Annotated in this window: 13 protein-coding genes; 8 read left to right on the top strand and 5 right to left on the bottom strand. The window is 67.9% G+C overall.

Annotated features, from left to right (window positions below; translation table 11 throughout):
- Window positions 1-27: 27 nt before the first annotated feature.
- The gene (locus tag ACZ5CW_RS28430) at window positions 28-711 is read right to left on the bottom strand and encodes a PadR family transcriptional regulator (RefSeq protein WP_468606210.1); all 684 of its coding nucleotides are present in this window, start codon (window positions 709-711) and stop codon (window positions 28-30) included.
- Window positions 712-1,490: 779 nt separating this feature from the next.
- Between ACZ5CW_RS28430 and ACZ5CW_RS28425 the strand changes: the two genes are divergently transcribed.
- Both ACZ5CW_RS28425 and ACZ5CW_RS28420 read left to right on the top strand, forming a co-directional pair.
- Window positions 1,491-3,776, top strand: a complete 2,286-nt coding sequence (locus ACZ5CW_RS28425) for a transglycosylase domain-containing protein (protein WP_468606208.1) — start codon at window positions 1,491-1,493, stop codon at window positions 3,774-3,776.
- 129 nt (window positions 3,777-3,905) lie between these two features.
- Complete coding sequence (locus ACZ5CW_RS28420) at window positions 3,906-5,459, top strand: glycosyltransferase family 87 protein (RefSeq protein ID WP_468606206.1); 1,554 nt, start codon at window positions 3,906-3,908, stop codon at window positions 5,457-5,459.
- Window positions 5,460-5,585: 126 nt separating this feature from the next.
- Here ACZ5CW_RS28420 and ACZ5CW_RS28415 read toward each other — a convergent pair whose 3' ends face one another.
- The 3 genes from ACZ5CW_RS28415 to ACZ5CW_RS28405 all read right to left on the bottom strand — a co-directional run bounded on the left by ACZ5CW_RS28415 (window position 5,586) and on the right by ACZ5CW_RS28405 (window position 8,317).
- On the bottom strand, window positions 5,586-6,617 hold the full coding sequence (locus ACZ5CW_RS28415; protein ID WP_468606204.1) for an alanine racemase: 1,032 nt from the start codon (window positions 6,615-6,617) through the stop codon (window positions 5,586-5,588).
- 83 nt (window positions 6,618-6,700) lie between these two features.
- Window positions 6,701-7,822, bottom strand: coding sequence for a peptidoglycan bridge formation glycyltransferase FemX (femX, locus tag ACZ5CW_RS28410; protein ID WP_468606202.1), 1,122 nt, complete (start codon window positions 7,820-7,822; stop codon window positions 6,701-6,703).
- Window positions 7,823-7,999: 177 nt separating this feature from the next.
- Window positions 8,000-8,317: a hypothetical protein gene (locus ACZ5CW_RS28405; protein ID WP_468606200.1), complete on the bottom strand. Its 318-nt coding sequence runs from the start codon at window positions 8,315-8,317 to the stop codon at window positions 8,000-8,002.
- 282 nt (window positions 8,318-8,599) lie between these two features.
- On the opposite strand from ACZ5CW_RS28405, the gene rpsF reads away from it, so the two are divergent.
- The 4 genes from rpsF to rplI all read left to right on the top strand — a co-directional run bounded on the left by rpsF (window position 8,600) and on the right by rplI (window position 10,308).
- Window positions 8,600-8,890 (top strand): 30S ribosomal protein S6, encoded by a 291-nt coding sequence (gene rpsF / locus ACZ5CW_RS28400; protein ID WP_030344396.1) that lies wholly within the window; start codon window positions 8,600-8,602, stop codon window positions 8,888-8,890.
- An 80-nt stretch (window positions 8,891-8,970) separates the two neighbouring features.
- Window positions 8,971-9,549: a single-stranded DNA-binding protein gene (locus tag ACZ5CW_RS28395; RefSeq protein WP_468606198.1), complete on the top strand. Its 579-nt coding sequence runs from the start codon at window positions 8,971-8,973 to the stop codon at window positions 9,547-9,549.
- A gap of 57 nt (window positions 9,550-9,606) precedes the next feature.
- The gene (gene rpsR / locus ACZ5CW_RS28390; protein WP_003949403.1) at window positions 9,607-9,843 is read left to right on the top strand and encodes a 30S ribosomal protein S18; all 237 of its coding nucleotides are present in this window, start codon (window positions 9,607-9,609) and stop codon (window positions 9,841-9,843) included.
- Between the two features lie 18 nt (window positions 9,844-9,861).
- Window positions 9,862-10,308, top strand: a complete 447-nt coding sequence (gene rplI, locus ACZ5CW_RS28385) for a 50S ribosomal protein L9 (RefSeq protein WP_468606196.1) — start codon at window positions 9,862-9,864, stop codon at window positions 10,306-10,308.
- Between the two features lie 126 nt (window positions 10,309-10,434).
- On the opposite strand, the gene ACZ5CW_RS28380 is transcribed toward rplI, so the two are convergent.
- Window positions 10,435-11,772, bottom strand: a complete 1,338-nt coding sequence (locus tag ACZ5CW_RS28380) for an MATE family efflux transporter (protein ID WP_468606194.1) — start codon at window positions 11,770-11,772, stop codon at window positions 10,435-10,437.
- Between the two features lie 481 nt (window positions 11,773-12,253).
- On the opposite strand from ACZ5CW_RS28380, the gene dnaB reads away from it, so the two are divergent.
- Together dnaB and ACZ5CW_RS28370 are read left to right on the top strand one after the other, a co-directional pair.
- A complete protein-coding gene (gene dnaB, locus ACZ5CW_RS28375; RefSeq protein ID WP_468606192.1) occupies window positions 12,254-13,732 on the top strand; it encodes a replicative DNA helicase in 1,479 nt (492 codons plus the stop codon).
- Between the two features lie 57 nt (window positions 13,733-13,789).
- Window positions 13,790-15,175, top strand: a complete 1,386-nt coding sequence (locus ACZ5CW_RS28370) for a serine hydrolase domain-containing protein (protein WP_468606190.1) — start codon at window positions 13,790-13,792, stop codon at window positions 15,173-15,175.
- The last annotated feature ends 57 nt before the right edge of the window (window positions 15,176-15,232 follow it).

Below are 15,232 nucleotides of genomic sequence, written 5' to 3'. Positions count from 1 at the left end.
GTGTACGAGTGAGTCCCTGAGTGGGACTCACGTGGCGGTGTCGTCGGGCGTATCCGTCCGGGGGGTTTCCCCGGCACGGGGCAGGCCGCCCGTCGCTCCATATGTGGTGTCCTGCTGAGCGGACCCCCCGGACGCGGAACCTCTCAGGTCCCGCCCGGCCCGCTCGCTCTCGATCAGCTCGTTCAGCCAGCGCACTTCGCGCTCCACGGATTCCATCCCGTGGCGCTGGAGCTCAAGCGTGTAGTCGTCAAGGCGCTCCCGGGTGCGCACCAGGGAGGCGCGCATCTTCTCCAGGCGCTCCTCCAGGCGGCTGCGCCGGCCCTCCAGGACGCGCATCCGCACATCGCGCGACGTCTGCCCGAAGAAGGCGAAGCGTGCGGCGAAGTGCTCGTCCTCGTACGCGTCGGGGCCGGTCTGGGAGAGCAGCTCCTCGAAGTGCTCCTTACCTTCCGCCGTCAGCCGGTAGACGATCTTGGCGCGGCGTCCGGCGAGGGGAGCGGCGAGGGCGTCCTCATGGGTGCTGCCCGGTTCCTCGATCAACCAGCCGTTGGTGACCAGCGTCTTGAGGCAGGGGTAGAGGGTTCCGTAGCTGAAGGCTCGGAACACACCCAGTGACGTATTGAGACGTTTGCGCAGCTCGTAGCCGTGCATCGGGGACTCGCGGAGCAGGCCGAGCACGGCGAACTCAAGGATGCCGGAGCGCCGGCTCATGGTCGCCTCCTCTCGTCCCGCAGGTCGGTCCCGCAGGTCTCGCAGTGCCTCTCAGCGTCTTTATCTCGCGCTGATGTATCGACTCGATACATCACGACGATAGAACGGCCTTCCGTACGCGACAAGAGGGAAGGTGGTGAACGGGATCACATCACCGATTCGTAGGAGGCAAGTTGCCTGTTTTGGGGTGAACTTCGGGGCTCGGCAGGTTTTGGGGGTGCGTAGTCTGTGCGGCATGCAGACCGCCGGGAACCAAGTGGCGCCTGGGGAGCGTCCTCGTCCCCGGTGCAGTACGGGTGAATGCAGGACCGACCACATCCGTACTTCGGGGGGACCGGAAAACAGCCGCCGTTCCAGGCGCGCACGGGTGCGCCTGCCCGAGGAGTAATCGTTCGATGAGCGAGCACCGTCGCAAACCGCCGCAGCCGCAGGAAGGCGGACGTGCCGCGGCCCGACGCGGCCAGTCCGGCCCGTCCTCCGGCCGCCGTGCGGCACCGCGAGGCGCCACCGGGTCCCCTGCCGACTCCAATGGGTCCAGTTCCTATGGATCGGACTCCTATGGCTCGGGAGGTGAAGAGCGCCCCTACAGCGGCCGTGCCGAGGCCCGCCGGGCGGCGCAGAGGGGCGGCCGACGCAGAGCGGCCGACAACACGGGACCGGGCGGTGGCCGGGGCGGTCCGGCCGGTCCGGGGCGCGGTCGGGGCCGCGCGGCTGCGGAACCGGTCAAGAAGCGGTTCATCGACTACCCCCGGGTCGGCAAGTACGGGTGGCGTCGCTGGATGCCCTCCTGGAAGCTCGTCTCCGGGCTGTGCATCGGTTTCATCGGCAGCCTGGTGGCGATCGCCGGCATCGGCTTCGCGATGGTGCAGGTCCCCAACGAGAACATCGCGGCCAAGTCCCAGAACAACGTCTACTACTGGGCCGACCACACCCAGATGGTGGCCACGGGCACCGGCGTCAACCGGCAGAACGTCAACATCGACCAGATTCCCGAGGCGATGCGCTTCGCGGTGATCTCCGCCGAGAACAAGTCCTTCTACCAGGACTCCGGTGTCGATCCCTCGGGCATCGCGCGTGCGGTGCTCAACATGGCGCGGGGCGGTCAGACGCAGGGTGGCTCGACGATCACCCAGCAGTACGTGAAGAACACGTACCTGAGCCAGGACCAGACGCTCACCCGCAAGTTCAAGGAGATGTTCATCTCCATAAAGGTGGGCACGAAGCTCGACAAGAACACGATTCTGCAGGGCTACCTGAACACCTCGTACTTCGGCCGGGGCGCGTACGGCATCCAGGCGGCGGCGCAGACCTACTACGGCAAGAACGCTGTCGACCTCAAGCCGAGCGAGTGTGCGGTCCTCGCGGCCCTGCTCAAGGGACCCACGTACTACGACCCCGCCGGCAACGTGGACCTCGACAAGTCGGCGACGGCGGAGGCCAACACCGCGCGCTCCAAGGATCGCTGGCGCTGGATCCTCGGCGAGATGCACAAGGACAAGCACCTCACCGACGCCGAGTACCAGGAAGCCACCGCGAAGTACCCCGTGCCGGACGGCCGCAAGGCGACCAAGGGCATGACCGGCCAGATCAGCTACCTGGCCGACACGGCGAAGAAGTACGTCCTCGCTCACTCCGACATCACGGAGGCGCAGTTCGACCGGGGCGGTTACCAGATCTACACGACGTTCCAGAAGGACAAGGTCAACGCGCTGGCCAAGGCCGTGAAGAACGTCCAGAAGTCACGCCTCGACCCGAAGCGCGACCTGGACAAGTTCGTCCAGTTCGGTGCGGCCTCGGTGGTGCCCAACGACGGCGCGATCGTCGCTCTCTACGGCGGTGACGGCTACGAGAAGGGGCACTTCACCAACAACGCCGACACCTCCGGTGTCCCCGTCGGTTCGACGTGGAAGCCCTTCGTACTGGCCGCGGCCATGGAGTACGGGACGTACAAGTCGGACGGCGAGGGTGTCTCGCCGCTGAGCAAGTACAACGGCAACGACCACCTCAAGGTCTACAGGCCGGATGGGTCCTTCTACCTCAACAAGGACAACTCGCCCTTCTTCCAGAAGAACGAGAGCCCGCGCCCCTGGGGCTACATCACCCTGCGCAAGGCGATGGAGCAGTCCATCAACACGCCGTTCGTCCAGCTCGGTGTCGACGTGGGGATGACGCACGTCCGGGACGTGGCACGGTCGACCGGCATCCTTCAGCAGAGCATGTCGCAGGACCTCAACCCGTCCTTCGCCATCGGTACGTCCACGCCCAGCGCGATCCGGATGGCGGACGCCTACGCCACGTTCGCCGCGTCCGGCAAGCAGGCGGAGCCGTACTCCGTGACCGCCGTCAAGGTCAATGGCGGTGACGCGCCGAGCTTCACCAAGCCCAAGCGCGCCACCAAGGACGCGATGGACCCGAACATCGCCAACAACGTCACGGATGTCCTGCAGAACGTCATCCAGAACGGTACGGGCTACAACGCCAAACTCCTCGGCCGTACGGCGGCGGGCAAGACGGGTACCACCGACAAGAACAAGTCGGCCTGGTTCGTCGGCTACACCCAGCAGCTGTCGACGTCCGTGGCGATGTTCCGTGAGAACCCCAAGGACCACAAGCTGCTCTCCATGAACGGCACGGCGGGCAAGGACTCCATCCACGGTGGTGACATCCCGACCCTCGTGTGGACCGAGTACATGAAGGCCGCGCTCAAGGGGAAGTCCGACCCCGGCTTCCCGAAGGCCACCGAGATCGGCAGTGTCCAGAACGAGGCGGGTGCGCCTTCTCCGACCCCGTCCGTCACCATCACGCCGAGCCAGACGCCCAGCGACTCGCCCACCCCGACGCCCAGTGTGACGCCCACCACGCCGAGCCCGACGCCGAGCGACACCTGCCAGTTCGGTTGGGGCAAAGACTGCAACGGCAACGGCAACGGCGCCGGCGGCACGGACACGGGTGGGACCGACGGAGGAACCAGTCCGACGCCGACCGCCACGGACACGACCGGCACCAGTACCAACCGGGGCAACGGCAACGGCAGCGGAGGCATCTTCGCTGGTCCGACAGGTTGATCGCCTGGGCTGACCGGTTGACGGGCAAATGATCCGTCACGGGTGTTTCACGTGAAACATGGGCCGCCGCACCGACGAGGTGCGGCGGCCCTCGGCGTATTCCTGGACGGGTACGGCAGGATGTGGCCCATGCCCAGTGCAGAGATGACGCCCGCGAGCGTGCACGAGCCCGAGCCCGTGCGGTCCGCCCCGGCAGAACCGGTGCAGCCGACCAGGGAGGACGAGGTCGCCGCGGCCGGCAGTGAGCTGATCGGCGGTCCCTTCGGGCGCCGTGCCCTGCCCGGGGCCTCCTGGTGGACCCCCGTACGAGTCGTCGTACTCGTGGCCGTCGGCATGTTCGCCCTCGGTCTGGTCCAGAAGGCGCCCTGCTACGACCACGCCTGGTTCTTCGGTGCGAGCAGTCAGTACACGCACGCCTGCTACTCGGACATCCCGCACCTCTACCAGGGGCGAGGGTTCGCCGACCACCTCGTGCCGTACTTCGACAAGCTCCCCGGCGACATGGACTACCTCGAGTACCCGGTGCTGACCGGAGTCTTCATGGAGGTGGCCTCCTGGCTGACCCCGCACAGCGGCAGCATCCAGCACCAGGAGCAGTGGTACTGGTTCGTCAACGCCGGAATGCTGATGGTGTGCGCGGCGGTCATCGCCGTCTGTACGGCCCGTACCCACGGCCGGCGCCCCTGGGACGGCCTCCTGGTCGCGCTCGCGCCCGCCTTCGCGCTGACCGCGACCATCAACTGGGATCTCTTCGCCGTCGCCCTCACCGCCGCCGCGATGCTCATGTGGTCGCGTGGCCGGGCGCTTGCCTTCGGCATCCTGCTGGGACTGGCCACGGCCGCCAAGCTCTATCCCGTCTTCCTGCTCGGCCCCCTGCTCCTGCTGTGCTGGCGGGCCGGCAAATGGCGGGAGTTCTTCCAGGCCGTGTGCGGTGCGGTGGTCGCCTGGCTCGTGGTCAACCTGCCGGTGATGCTCACGCATGACGCGACGGGCTTCCACATCCGCGAGGGCTGGGCCAAGTTCTACGCCTTCAGCAAGGAGCGGGGCGTCGACTTCGGCTCCTTCTGGCTGATCTGGGCGCAGAACTCCAGCCACCCGCCCACCACCGACTTCGTGAACACCGCGGCCTCGGTGCTGGTGGTCCTGTGCTTCCTCGGCATCGGCGTGCTGACGTTCACCGCCCCGCGCCGGCCGCGCTTCGCCCAGCTGGCCTTCCTGATGGTGGCGGCCTTCATCCTCACCAACAAGGTCTACTCCCCGCAGTACGTCCTGTGGCTGGTGCCGCTGGCGGTCCTCGCCCGGCCCAAGTGGCGGGACTTCCTGATCTGGCAGGCGTGCGAGGTGGCGTACTTCCTGGGCATCTGGTTGTACCTCGCCTACACGACCAGCGGAGACGCCCACAAGGGACTGCCGACGCAGGGCTACCACTGGGCGATCGTGCTGCACCTGGCGGGCACGCTGTACCTGTGCGCCGTCGTCGTACGGGACATCCTCATGCCGGAGCGCGACGTGGTGCGCCGCTCGGGCGACGACGACCCCTCGGGCGGGGTCCTCGACGGCGCCGAAGACGTCTTCGTGCTCGGCGCGGCGGCCCACTCGCCACGGCATGCCGCCCACTTCGAGGGGCCTCCGGTGGACTGGGGCAGGCCTGAACTGCTGTCCCACGAGGACCGTTCGCTCTGAGCGAACGCCCCGGAGCGGTCCGGGCGGGGCCATGAAGAAGGCCGTACACGGGCGATGCGTGTACGGCCTTCGTGCTTTCCCGGTAACGCGCTCCCTGGGGCGCCGTACCGCGTTCCCGGTGCCGGGCTAGCGTTCCACGAGCCGGTCGAACTGCGTGGTCGTGTGCCGCAGATGGGCCACCAGCTCGTCACCGACCTTCGGCTCCGGGGCGTCCGACGGGACGAAAAGGATCGACACCTGCATGTGCGGCGGCTCGGCGAACCAGCGCTGCTTGCCGCCCCAGACGAACGGAGAAAGGTTCCGGTTGACCGTGGCGAGGCCGGCCCGTGCCACGCCCTTGGCACGCGGCATGACGCCGTGCAGGGCCTTGGGGGCCTCCAGGCCCACCCCGTGCGACGTACCGCCTGCCACGACCACCAGATAGCCGTCCGAGGCCGCCTTCTGCTGCCGGTAGCCGAACCGGTCGCCCTTGGTCACACGCGTGACGTCCAGGACGGCACCGCGGTACTCGGTCGCCTCGTGGTCCCCCAGCCACAACCGCGTGCCGATGCGGGCGCGGAACCGGGTCTGCGGGAACTGCTGCTGGAGCCGCGCGAGTTCATCGGCCTTGAGGTGGCTGACGAACATCGTGTGCAGCGGCAGCCGGGCCGCGCGCAGCCGGTCCATCCAGCCGATGACCTCCTCGACGGCGTCCGAGCCGTCGGTGCGGTCCAGCGGCAGATGGATGGCGAACCCCTCCAGTCGGACGTTCTCGATCGCCTGGTGCAGCTGCGGCAGGTCGTGCTCGCTGATGCCGTGCCGCTTCATCGAGGACATCACCTCGATGACGACGCGGGCGCCGACGAGGCCGTACACGCCGTCGATCGACGACACCGAGCGGACGACCCGGTCGGGCAGCGGCACCGGCTCCTCGCCGCGCCGGTACGGCGTCAGCACCAGCAGATCACCGCCGAAGAAGTCCTTGATGCGCGCGGCTTCGTACGTCGTGCCGACGGCGAGCAGGTCCGCACCGAGCCGCGTGGCCTCCTCCGCCAGCCGCTCGTGCCCGAAGCCGTAGCCGTTGCCCTTGCAGACCGGGACAAGTCCTGGGAACTGCTCCTGCACGTGCTTGTGGTGCGCCCGCCAGCGCGCGGTGTCGACGTAAAGCGTGAGCGCCATGGCCGGACCCGGAACCTTTCTCGTGGCTGGGGTGTATCAGAGGTGTGAAAGCAGTGAAGGCTATGGAATCAAACGCCCGCGGCTCAGCGGCGCGACATGTAGATGTCGAGCGCCTTGTGGAGCAGCTTGTTCAGCGGGAAGTCCCACTCGCCGAGGTACTCGGCGGCCTGTCCGCCCGTGCCGACCTTGAACTGGATCAGGCCGAACAGGTGGTCCGTCTCGTCCAGCGAGTCGGAGATGCCGCGCAGGTCGTAGACGGTGGCGCCGAGAGCGTAGGCGTCGCGCAGCATCCGCCACTGCATCGCGTTCGAGGGCCTGACCTCACGGCCGATGTTGTCGGAGGCGCCGTAGGAGTACCAGACGTGCCCGCCGACGATCAGCATCGTCGCGGCGGACAGGTTCACGCCGTTGTGGCGGGCGAAGTACAGCCGCATGCGGTTGGGGTCCTCGGTGTTGAGGGCCGTCCACATGCGCTGGAAGTACGACAGCGGGCGGGGCCGGAAGTGGTCACGCACAGCCGTGATCTCGTACAGCCGCTGCCACTCGGCCAGGTCCTGGTAACCGCCCTGGACGACCTCGACGCCGGCCTTCTCGGCCTTCTTGATGTTGCGGCGCCACAGCTGGTTGAAGTTCTTGTGGACCTCTTCCAGGGAGCGGTTGGCGAGCGGCACCTGGTAGACGTAGCGGGGCTGGACGTCGCCGAAGCCGGCGCCGCCGTCCTCCCCCTGCTGCCAGCCCATACGGCGCAGCTTGTCGGCCACCTCGAAGGCGCGCGGCTCGATGAAGTCGGCCTCCAGGTCACGCAGGCGCTTGACGTCCTGGTCCTGGATGCCCTTCTTGATGGTCTCGGCGTTCCAGCGCCGGATGATCACCGGCGGGCCCATCTTCACGGAGAACGCGCCCTGCTGCTTCAGATGCGCCAGCATCGGCTGGATCCAGTCGTCCAGGTTCGGCGCGTACCAGTTGATGACCGGGCCCTCGGGAAGATAGGCGAGGTAGCGCTTGATCTTGGGCAGCTGCCGGTAGAGGACCAGGCCCGCGCCGACCATCTCGCCGGTACGGCCGTCGAACCAGCCGAGGCTCTCCGAGCGCCACTCCGCCTTCACATCTGCCCAGGCCGGGACCTGCATGTGGCTCGCCGCCGGCAGGCTCTGGATGTAGGCCAGATGCTGCTCGCGACTGATGGTCCTCAGGGTCAGGCTCATTCGGGGCGCTCCTCGGGCTGGTGTGTCCCCATGGGTACAGGGGCTCCGGCTCTCGCGCCGAAGCCTACTGCGCCCGGGGAGCGCCCCGACTGGGCGTACACCACCTTCGCCCCGGCCCTGGGCCGCCGGGGCGACTTCACAGTCCTTGAGGGAGGTGCCGTACGGCCGGCCGGGAGGTCAGCCGATGAGCCCGCCGAACAGTCCGCCGTTCGCCATGCCGAGCATGAAACCGACACCGGAGGCACCGAGCCCCAGGATCAGGCCGAAGCGCTCACGCGTGGTCACGGAGATCCACTGCCCGTACGCACCGATGACGAGGCCCACCAGGCCGGCCCACGAGGCGAGCAGATGGAGGCCGGAGAAGAAGGACGTGATGAAGGCCAGCACACCGACGGCCAGTGTCACGGCCATCAGGGTGTCCTGGAGCGGATGGGGCTTGCCGTCGGTGGCGAAGAGAGATCCAGCGGTGTTCGGTCGCAATGCCTGCTGTGCCATAGGGCACCTCCTGCGGATCGCGGCGCACTGTAGCGCCATACACACCCGATGTGTACAGACTGACGGCCCCAGCCGCCGGATTTCAACCGGAAGCAGGTGTGCGGGTAGTCTGTACCGCTGCACCGGTGTCTGCCCAGGCCTGCCAGTCGCACTGGGGCCAACGCTGCGGGATCCCCAGGGGAACCCCGATTGTCAGTGGCGGCCGATACCGTTGCGTACGCATCACAACCCTCCTGCCACGGAACGACCGTGGCCGCTGAGTCCAAAGGAGGTGGGTTCCACATGCGTCACTACGAGGTGATGGTCATCCTCGACCCCGATCTCGAGGAGCGTGCTGTCTCCCCGCTGATCGAGAACTTCCTGTCCGTCGTCCGTGACGGTGGCGGCAAGGTTGAGAAGGTCGACACCTGGGGCCGTCGTCGTCTCGCCTACGAGATCAAGAAGAAGCCCGAGGGCATCTACTCGGTCATCGACCTGCAGGCCGAGCCTGCGGTCGTCAAGGAGCTCGACCGCCAGATGAACCTGAACGAGTCGATCCTCCGGACCAAGGTCCTCCGCCCCGAGACCCACTGAGCTTTCCCGCTCAGCTGATCTCGGGATTCGAGTAGCAGCAACCAGCAGCCAGAGCAGCAAACCCGCCGAGAGGTTCCCCCATGGCAGGCGAGACCGTCATCACGGTCATCGGCAATCTTGTCGATGACCCCGAGCTGCGCTTCACCCCGTCCGGTGCGGCGGTCGCGAAGTTCCGTGTCGCGTCCACTCCCCGTACCTTCGACCGCCAGACGAACGAGTGGAAGGACGGCGAGAGCCTCTTCCTGACCTGCTCGGTCTGGCGCCAGGCGGCGGAGAATGTCGCCGAGTCGCTCCAGCGAGGCATGCGCGTGATCGTGCAGGGCCGGCTGAAGCAGCGGTCCTATGAGGACCGTGAGGGCGTCAAGCGCACGGTCTACGAGCTGGACGTCGAGGAAGTCGGCCCCAGCCTGCGCAACGCCACGGCCAAGGTCACCAAGACCGCCGGTGGCGCTCGCGGTGGCCAGGGTGGTTACGGCGGCGGTGGCGGCCAGCAGGGCGGCGGCTGGGGCGGCGGCTCCGGTGGCGCCCAGCAGGGCGGTGGCGCTCCGGCCGACGACCCGTGGGCGACCGGCGCTCCCGCCGGTGGCAACCAGGGTGGCGGCGGCTGGGGCGGCGGCTCCGGCGGCGGTGGCGGCTACTCGGACGAGCCCCCCTTCTAAGCCTTCGGGCCGAAGGTGGGTCGTACCCCAACTTCTTGATCACACAGGAGAAACACCATGGCGAAGCCGCCTGTGCGCAAGCCTAAGAAGAAGGTCTGCGCTTTCTGCAAGGACAAGGTCACGTACGTGGACTACAAGGACACGAACATGCTGCGGAAGTTCATTTCCGACCGCGGCAAGATCCGTGCCCGCCGCGTGACCGGCAACTGCACGCAGCACCAGCGTGACGTCGCCACGGCCGTGAAGAACAGCCGTGAGATGGCGCTGCTGCCCTACACGTCCACCGCGCGCTAAGGGAAGGGTGACCGACACATGAAGATCATCCTCACCCACGAGGTCTCCGGCCTCGGTGCCGCTGGCGACGTCGTCGACGTCAAGGACGGTTACGCTCGCAACTACCTGATCCCGCGGAAGTTCGCTATCCGCTGGACCAAGGGTGGCGAGAAGGACGTCGAGCAGATCCGTCGTGCTCGCAAGATCCACGAGATCCAGACCATCGAGCAGGCCAACCAGATCAAGGCCCAGCTCGAGGGCGTGAAGGTCCGCCTGGCGGTCCGCTCCGGCGACGCCGGCCGTCTCTTCGGTTCCGTCACCCCGGCCGACATCGCCTCCGCGATCAAGGCTTCCGGTGGCCCCGAGGTCGACAAGCGCCGCATCGAGCTGTCCGCTCCGATCAAGACCCTGGGCGCCCACGAGTCGTCCGTGCGTCTGCACCCCGAGGTTGCCGCCAAGGTCAACATCGAGGTCGTCGCGGCCTGATCGCTGCGTGATCGCTGTGCTCGCTTGAGCCGGTGAGAGGGGCCGCACCCGTGCAGGGTGCGGCCCCTCTCTCTATGGCACGGGCCACCATGGCCGAGACGCCACGGCATGTTTCACGTGAAACGGTCAGCGGGTCGCGCCGGTGACGATCCAGCGACCGGAGCGTGCGCGCAGCCACAGGGTCAGCATGCGGATGGTCATCATCAGCATCATCGCTGCCCAGAGGGCGGTCAGGCCGCCGCCGAATGTGGGGACGAGCAGGGCCACCGGTGCGAATACCGCCAGGGTGACGACCATGGCCCAGGCCAGGTAGGGTCCGTCGCCCGCGCCCATCAGGACGCCGTCCAGGACGAAGACGATTCCGCAGATGGGCTGTGACAGTGCCACCATCAGCAGGGCGGGCAGGGCCGTGTCCTTGACCACCGAGTCGCTGGTGAACAGCGGCAGGAAGAGCTGCCGGCCGGCCACCACGAGCAGGCCGAGTACGACACCGGTTGCGATGCCCCACTGGACCATGCGACGGCACGCCTCACGCGCGCCCTGGGTGTCGGCCGCGCCGAGGTAGCGGCCGATGATCGCCTGTCCCGCGATCGCGATCGCGTCGAGAGCGAAAGCCAGAAGGTTCCACAAGGACAGAGTGATCTGGTGGGCGGCGATGTCGGCGTCACCGAGACGTGCCGCGACTGCCGTGGCGATCATGAGGATCGCGCGCAGCGACAGTGTGCGGACCAGGAGGGGAACGCCTGCCTGGGCCGAGGCCCGGATGCCGGCGGTGTCGGGGCGGAGAGAAGCGCCGTGCTGATGGGCCCCGCGGACGACTACGGTCAGATAGACGGCTGCCATGCCGCACTGTGCGATGACCGTGCCCCATGCCGAACCGGCGACGCCGAGCCCGGCGCCGTAGACGAGTGCGCCGTTGAGCGCTCCGTTGGCGACGAAGCCGGCGATGGCGACGTAGAGCGGGGTCCTGGTGTCCTGCAGGCCGCGCAGCACGCCCGTCGAGGCGAGGACGATGAGCATGGCCGGGATACCCAGCGAGGAGATGCGCAGATACGTCGTGGCATAGGGGGCCGCCGTCGTGGAGGCGCCGAAGAGGTCCACGATGTCGGGGGCCAGCGGTAGGACGAGGGCGATGACGGCGATGCCGAGCAGCAGGGCCAGCCAGATGCCGTCCATGCCCTGCCGGAGGGCCGCCGGGAGATCACCGGCGCCGACGCGGCGGGCCACGGCGGCCGTGGTGGCGTAGGCGAGGAAGACGAAGACGCTCACGGCGGTGGTGAGGAGCGCCGAGGCGACGCCGAGGCCGGCGAGTTGCGCGGTGCCGAGATGGCCGACGATCGCACTGTCCGCCATGAGGAAGAGCGGCTCGGCGACGAGGGCGCCGAAGGCCGGGACGGCCAGCGCGACGATCTCTCGGTCGTGCCGTCGACGGGTGTCCTTCGGTATCGCGGGAGCCTGTGTCATGAGCACTAATCTAATCGTCCACAGGTAAGAGATGCAAAGGGCAATTGGCCCTTACCTAGTGATGTGGATCGCGTCCTTTCGCGCACCGTTCGAAGCGATCTTGGCCCGACTGGGGAAGTTTTTCTTCTGCACAGCCAGTGGATGGTAAAGGTGCAGGTCAACGACTTTCCCTCGCCGCGGGCGAGGGCTTGTTCACAGGGCTGTCCACCGGGTCGTGCACAGGTTTCGGTGAGTTCTCCACAGCATCTGGGCGGTCGTCCACATGCCCTGTGGATAACCAGATTGGCTGACGGTGCCGACAGGCCTAACGTGGTCCGGCGCCCACTCCTTTCCCCGGCCCGGGACGTGTCTTTCCCGCGGCCTCGGAACCGTCACAAACCTGACGCGTGAGGACCGGAGTTGGGCCTCTCATTTGTCAGTGTCGTGCCGTACAAAAGAGGACACGGCGAGGTCCGCTGTGCGGACGGGAGGAGGTGGCTCGGTGAGCATTTCCGAGCCCTTGGACGATCCGTGGGCCGACAGCGGACCCAGCGATCGTCTGCCGGCCTCCCGGCGGCGGAGCGACGGTGGCCGGGGCCGTGATGAACAGCACGACCGGGGCCGGGAGAACGGCGGCTGGGACGGCGGTGGGTCGTCCTTCGAGCGGGTGCCGCCGCAGGATCTGGACGCCGAGCAGTCGGTGCTGGGCGGCATGCTGCTGTCCAAGGACGCCATCGCCGACGTCGTGGAGATCCTCAAGGGCCACGACTTCTACAAGCCCGCGCACGAGACGATCTACCAGGCGATCCTGGACGTCTACGCCAAGGGCGAGCCGGCCGACCCGATCACCATCGCCGCGGAACTCACCAAGCGCGGCGAGATCAACAAGGTCGGCGGCGCTTCCTACCTGCACACGCTCGTCCAGACGGTGCCGACCGCGGCCAACGCCGAGTACTACGCCGAGATCGTCCATGAGCGGGCGGTCCTGCGCCGCCTGGTCGAGGCCGGCACGCGCATCACCCAGATGGGATACGCGGCCGACGACGACGTCGACGAGATCGTCAACCGCGCCCAGGCCGAGATCTACGCCGTCACCGAGCAGCGCACCAGTGAGGACTATCTCCCGCTCGGCGACATCATGGAAGGCGCCCTCGACGAGATCGAGGCGATCGGTTCGCGCAGCGGCGAGATGACGGGCGTACCCACGGGCTTCACCGACTTCGACTCGCTGACGAACGGTCTGCACCCGGGCCAGATGATCGTCATCGCGGCGCGACCCGCCATGGGTAAGTCGACCCTCGCCCTGGACTTCGCGCGGGCCGCCTCGATCAAGAACAACCTCCCGAGTGTCATCTTCTCGCTGGAAATGGGCCGCAACGAGATCGCGATGCGTCTGCTGTCCGCCGAGGCCCGGGTCGCCCTGCACCACATGCGGTCCGGCACGATGACCGACGAGGACTGGACCCGGCTGGCCCGCCGCATGCCGGACGTCTCGGCCGCCCCGCTCTACATCGACGACTCCCCGAACCTGTCGATGATGGAGATCCGCGCCAAGTGCCGGCGGCTGAAGCAGCGCAACGACCTGAAGCTTGTCGTCATCGACTACCTCCAGCTGATGCAGTCCGGCGGCTCCAAGCGCGCCGAGAGCCGTCAGCAGGAGGTCTCGGACATGTCCCGTAACCTCAAGCTCCTCGCCAAGGAGCTGGAGCTCCCGGTCATCGCCCTCTCCCAGCTCAACCGTGGTCCCGAGCAGCGCACCGACAAGAAGCCGATGGTCTCCGACCTGCGTGAGTCCGGTTCCATCGAGCAGGACGCCGACATGGTCATCCTGCTGCACCGTGAGGACGCCTATGAGAAGGAGTCCCCGCGCGCAGGTGAGGCCGACCTGATCGTGGCCAAGCACCGAAACGGCCCGACGGCCACGATCACGGTCGCGTTCCAGGGCCACTACTCCCGATTCGTGGACATGGCCCAGACCTGATCCGTTCGTTCGGGAAATGGATTCGACGCGCGCCGTGGCAGGCGGTGGACTGGGCTCATGACGACATCTCAGGAAGCGCTGCTCCCCGGCACCCGGCGTGCCCTGCTGCACCGGATCGCCGTCGCCCAGGCCGAAGGGCGGGCGCCGTCGCTCGTCGCCGCCGTCGTACGGGACGGAGAGGCCGTGTGGCACGGGGCGCGTACCTCGGTCCAGGGGCATGCGCCGGACGAAGGCGTGCAGTATCGGATCGGGTCCATCACCAAGACCTTCACCGCCGTACTGGTGATGCGGCTGCGTGACGAGGGACTGCTCGATCTCGGGGATCCGCTGGAAAAGCACCTGCCGGGAACCGGCGCGGGAGAGGCGACGATCGCCGAACTGCTCGCCCACACCGCCGGGTTGGCCGCCGAGTCTCCCGCGCCCTGGTGGGAGCGGACCCCTGGCTCTCTGCGGCCCGAGCTGAGCGACGTGCTCGGTGAGCGGCCCCTCCTGCATCCCGTGGGGCGACGGCACCATTACTCCAACCCTGGCTACACCGTGCTCGGCGCGCTGGTGGAGGCGCTGCGTGGCGCTCCCTGGGAGGAAGTGCTGCGCGGCGAGATCCTTGAACCGCTCGGCCTGCACCGTACGAGCGCGCAGCCGCAGCCGCCGCACGCGGGCGGGTGGGCCGTGCATCCGTGGGCCGACGCCATGCTGCCCGAGCCCCTGGAGGATCTCGGCCGGATGGCACCAGCCGGTCAGTTGTGGTCGACCACAGGGGATTTGGCTCGGTTCGCTGCGTTTCTGGCCCGAGGGGACGACCGGGTACTGAGCGCGGAGTCGGTTCGGGAGATGCGCACCCCGGCGGCCCCCGCCGAGGCCGCGGACGTGGTGGACGGCACCACCTATGGCCTCGGGGTGCAGATTCAGCGCCGCGACGGCAGGCTGCTCGTCGGGCACTCCGGTTCACTGCCGGGCTTCCTGGCGAACCTCACCATCAGCGTGGAGGACGATGTGGCCGCGGTGGTGCTCGCCAACTGCACCAGCGGTCCGCTGCTGGGCGCGGTGGGTGCCGACCTCGTACGAATCGTCGCCGAGGCGGAGCCCCGGATCCCCGAGCCCTGGCGACCGTTGCGCGAGGTCGAGCCGGCGGTCCTGGAGCTGGCGGGTCAGTGGTACTGGGGGACGCACGCCTTCGGCCTGCGGGTCGGCGCCGATGGTCTGATCGCGTTGGGGCCGCTGACCGGCGGCGGACGCCGTGCCCGCTTCCGCTCGAACGGCGATGGCACCTGGACGGGCCTGGAGGGTTACTACGCCGGGGAGTTGCTACGGCCGGTACGTCGCCCGGACGGGTCCGTGAGCCATCTCGACCTCGGGTCGTTCGTGTTCACGCGGCAGCCGTACGGCCCCGAGGCTCCCGTGCCTGGCGGAGTGGACCCGGAGGGGTGGCGGGGGATCCGGTAGTCCGGAGAGGCGAGAGCGGTGTGTTTCACGTGAAACACACCGCCTTGTCCCCTGCGA

It is taken from the genome of Streptomyces sp. NPDC031379, assembly GCF_055569615.1.
The sequence above is the reverse complement of the archived record's forward strand: the minus strand, read 5'-3'. Positions and strand labels throughout refer to the sequence as shown.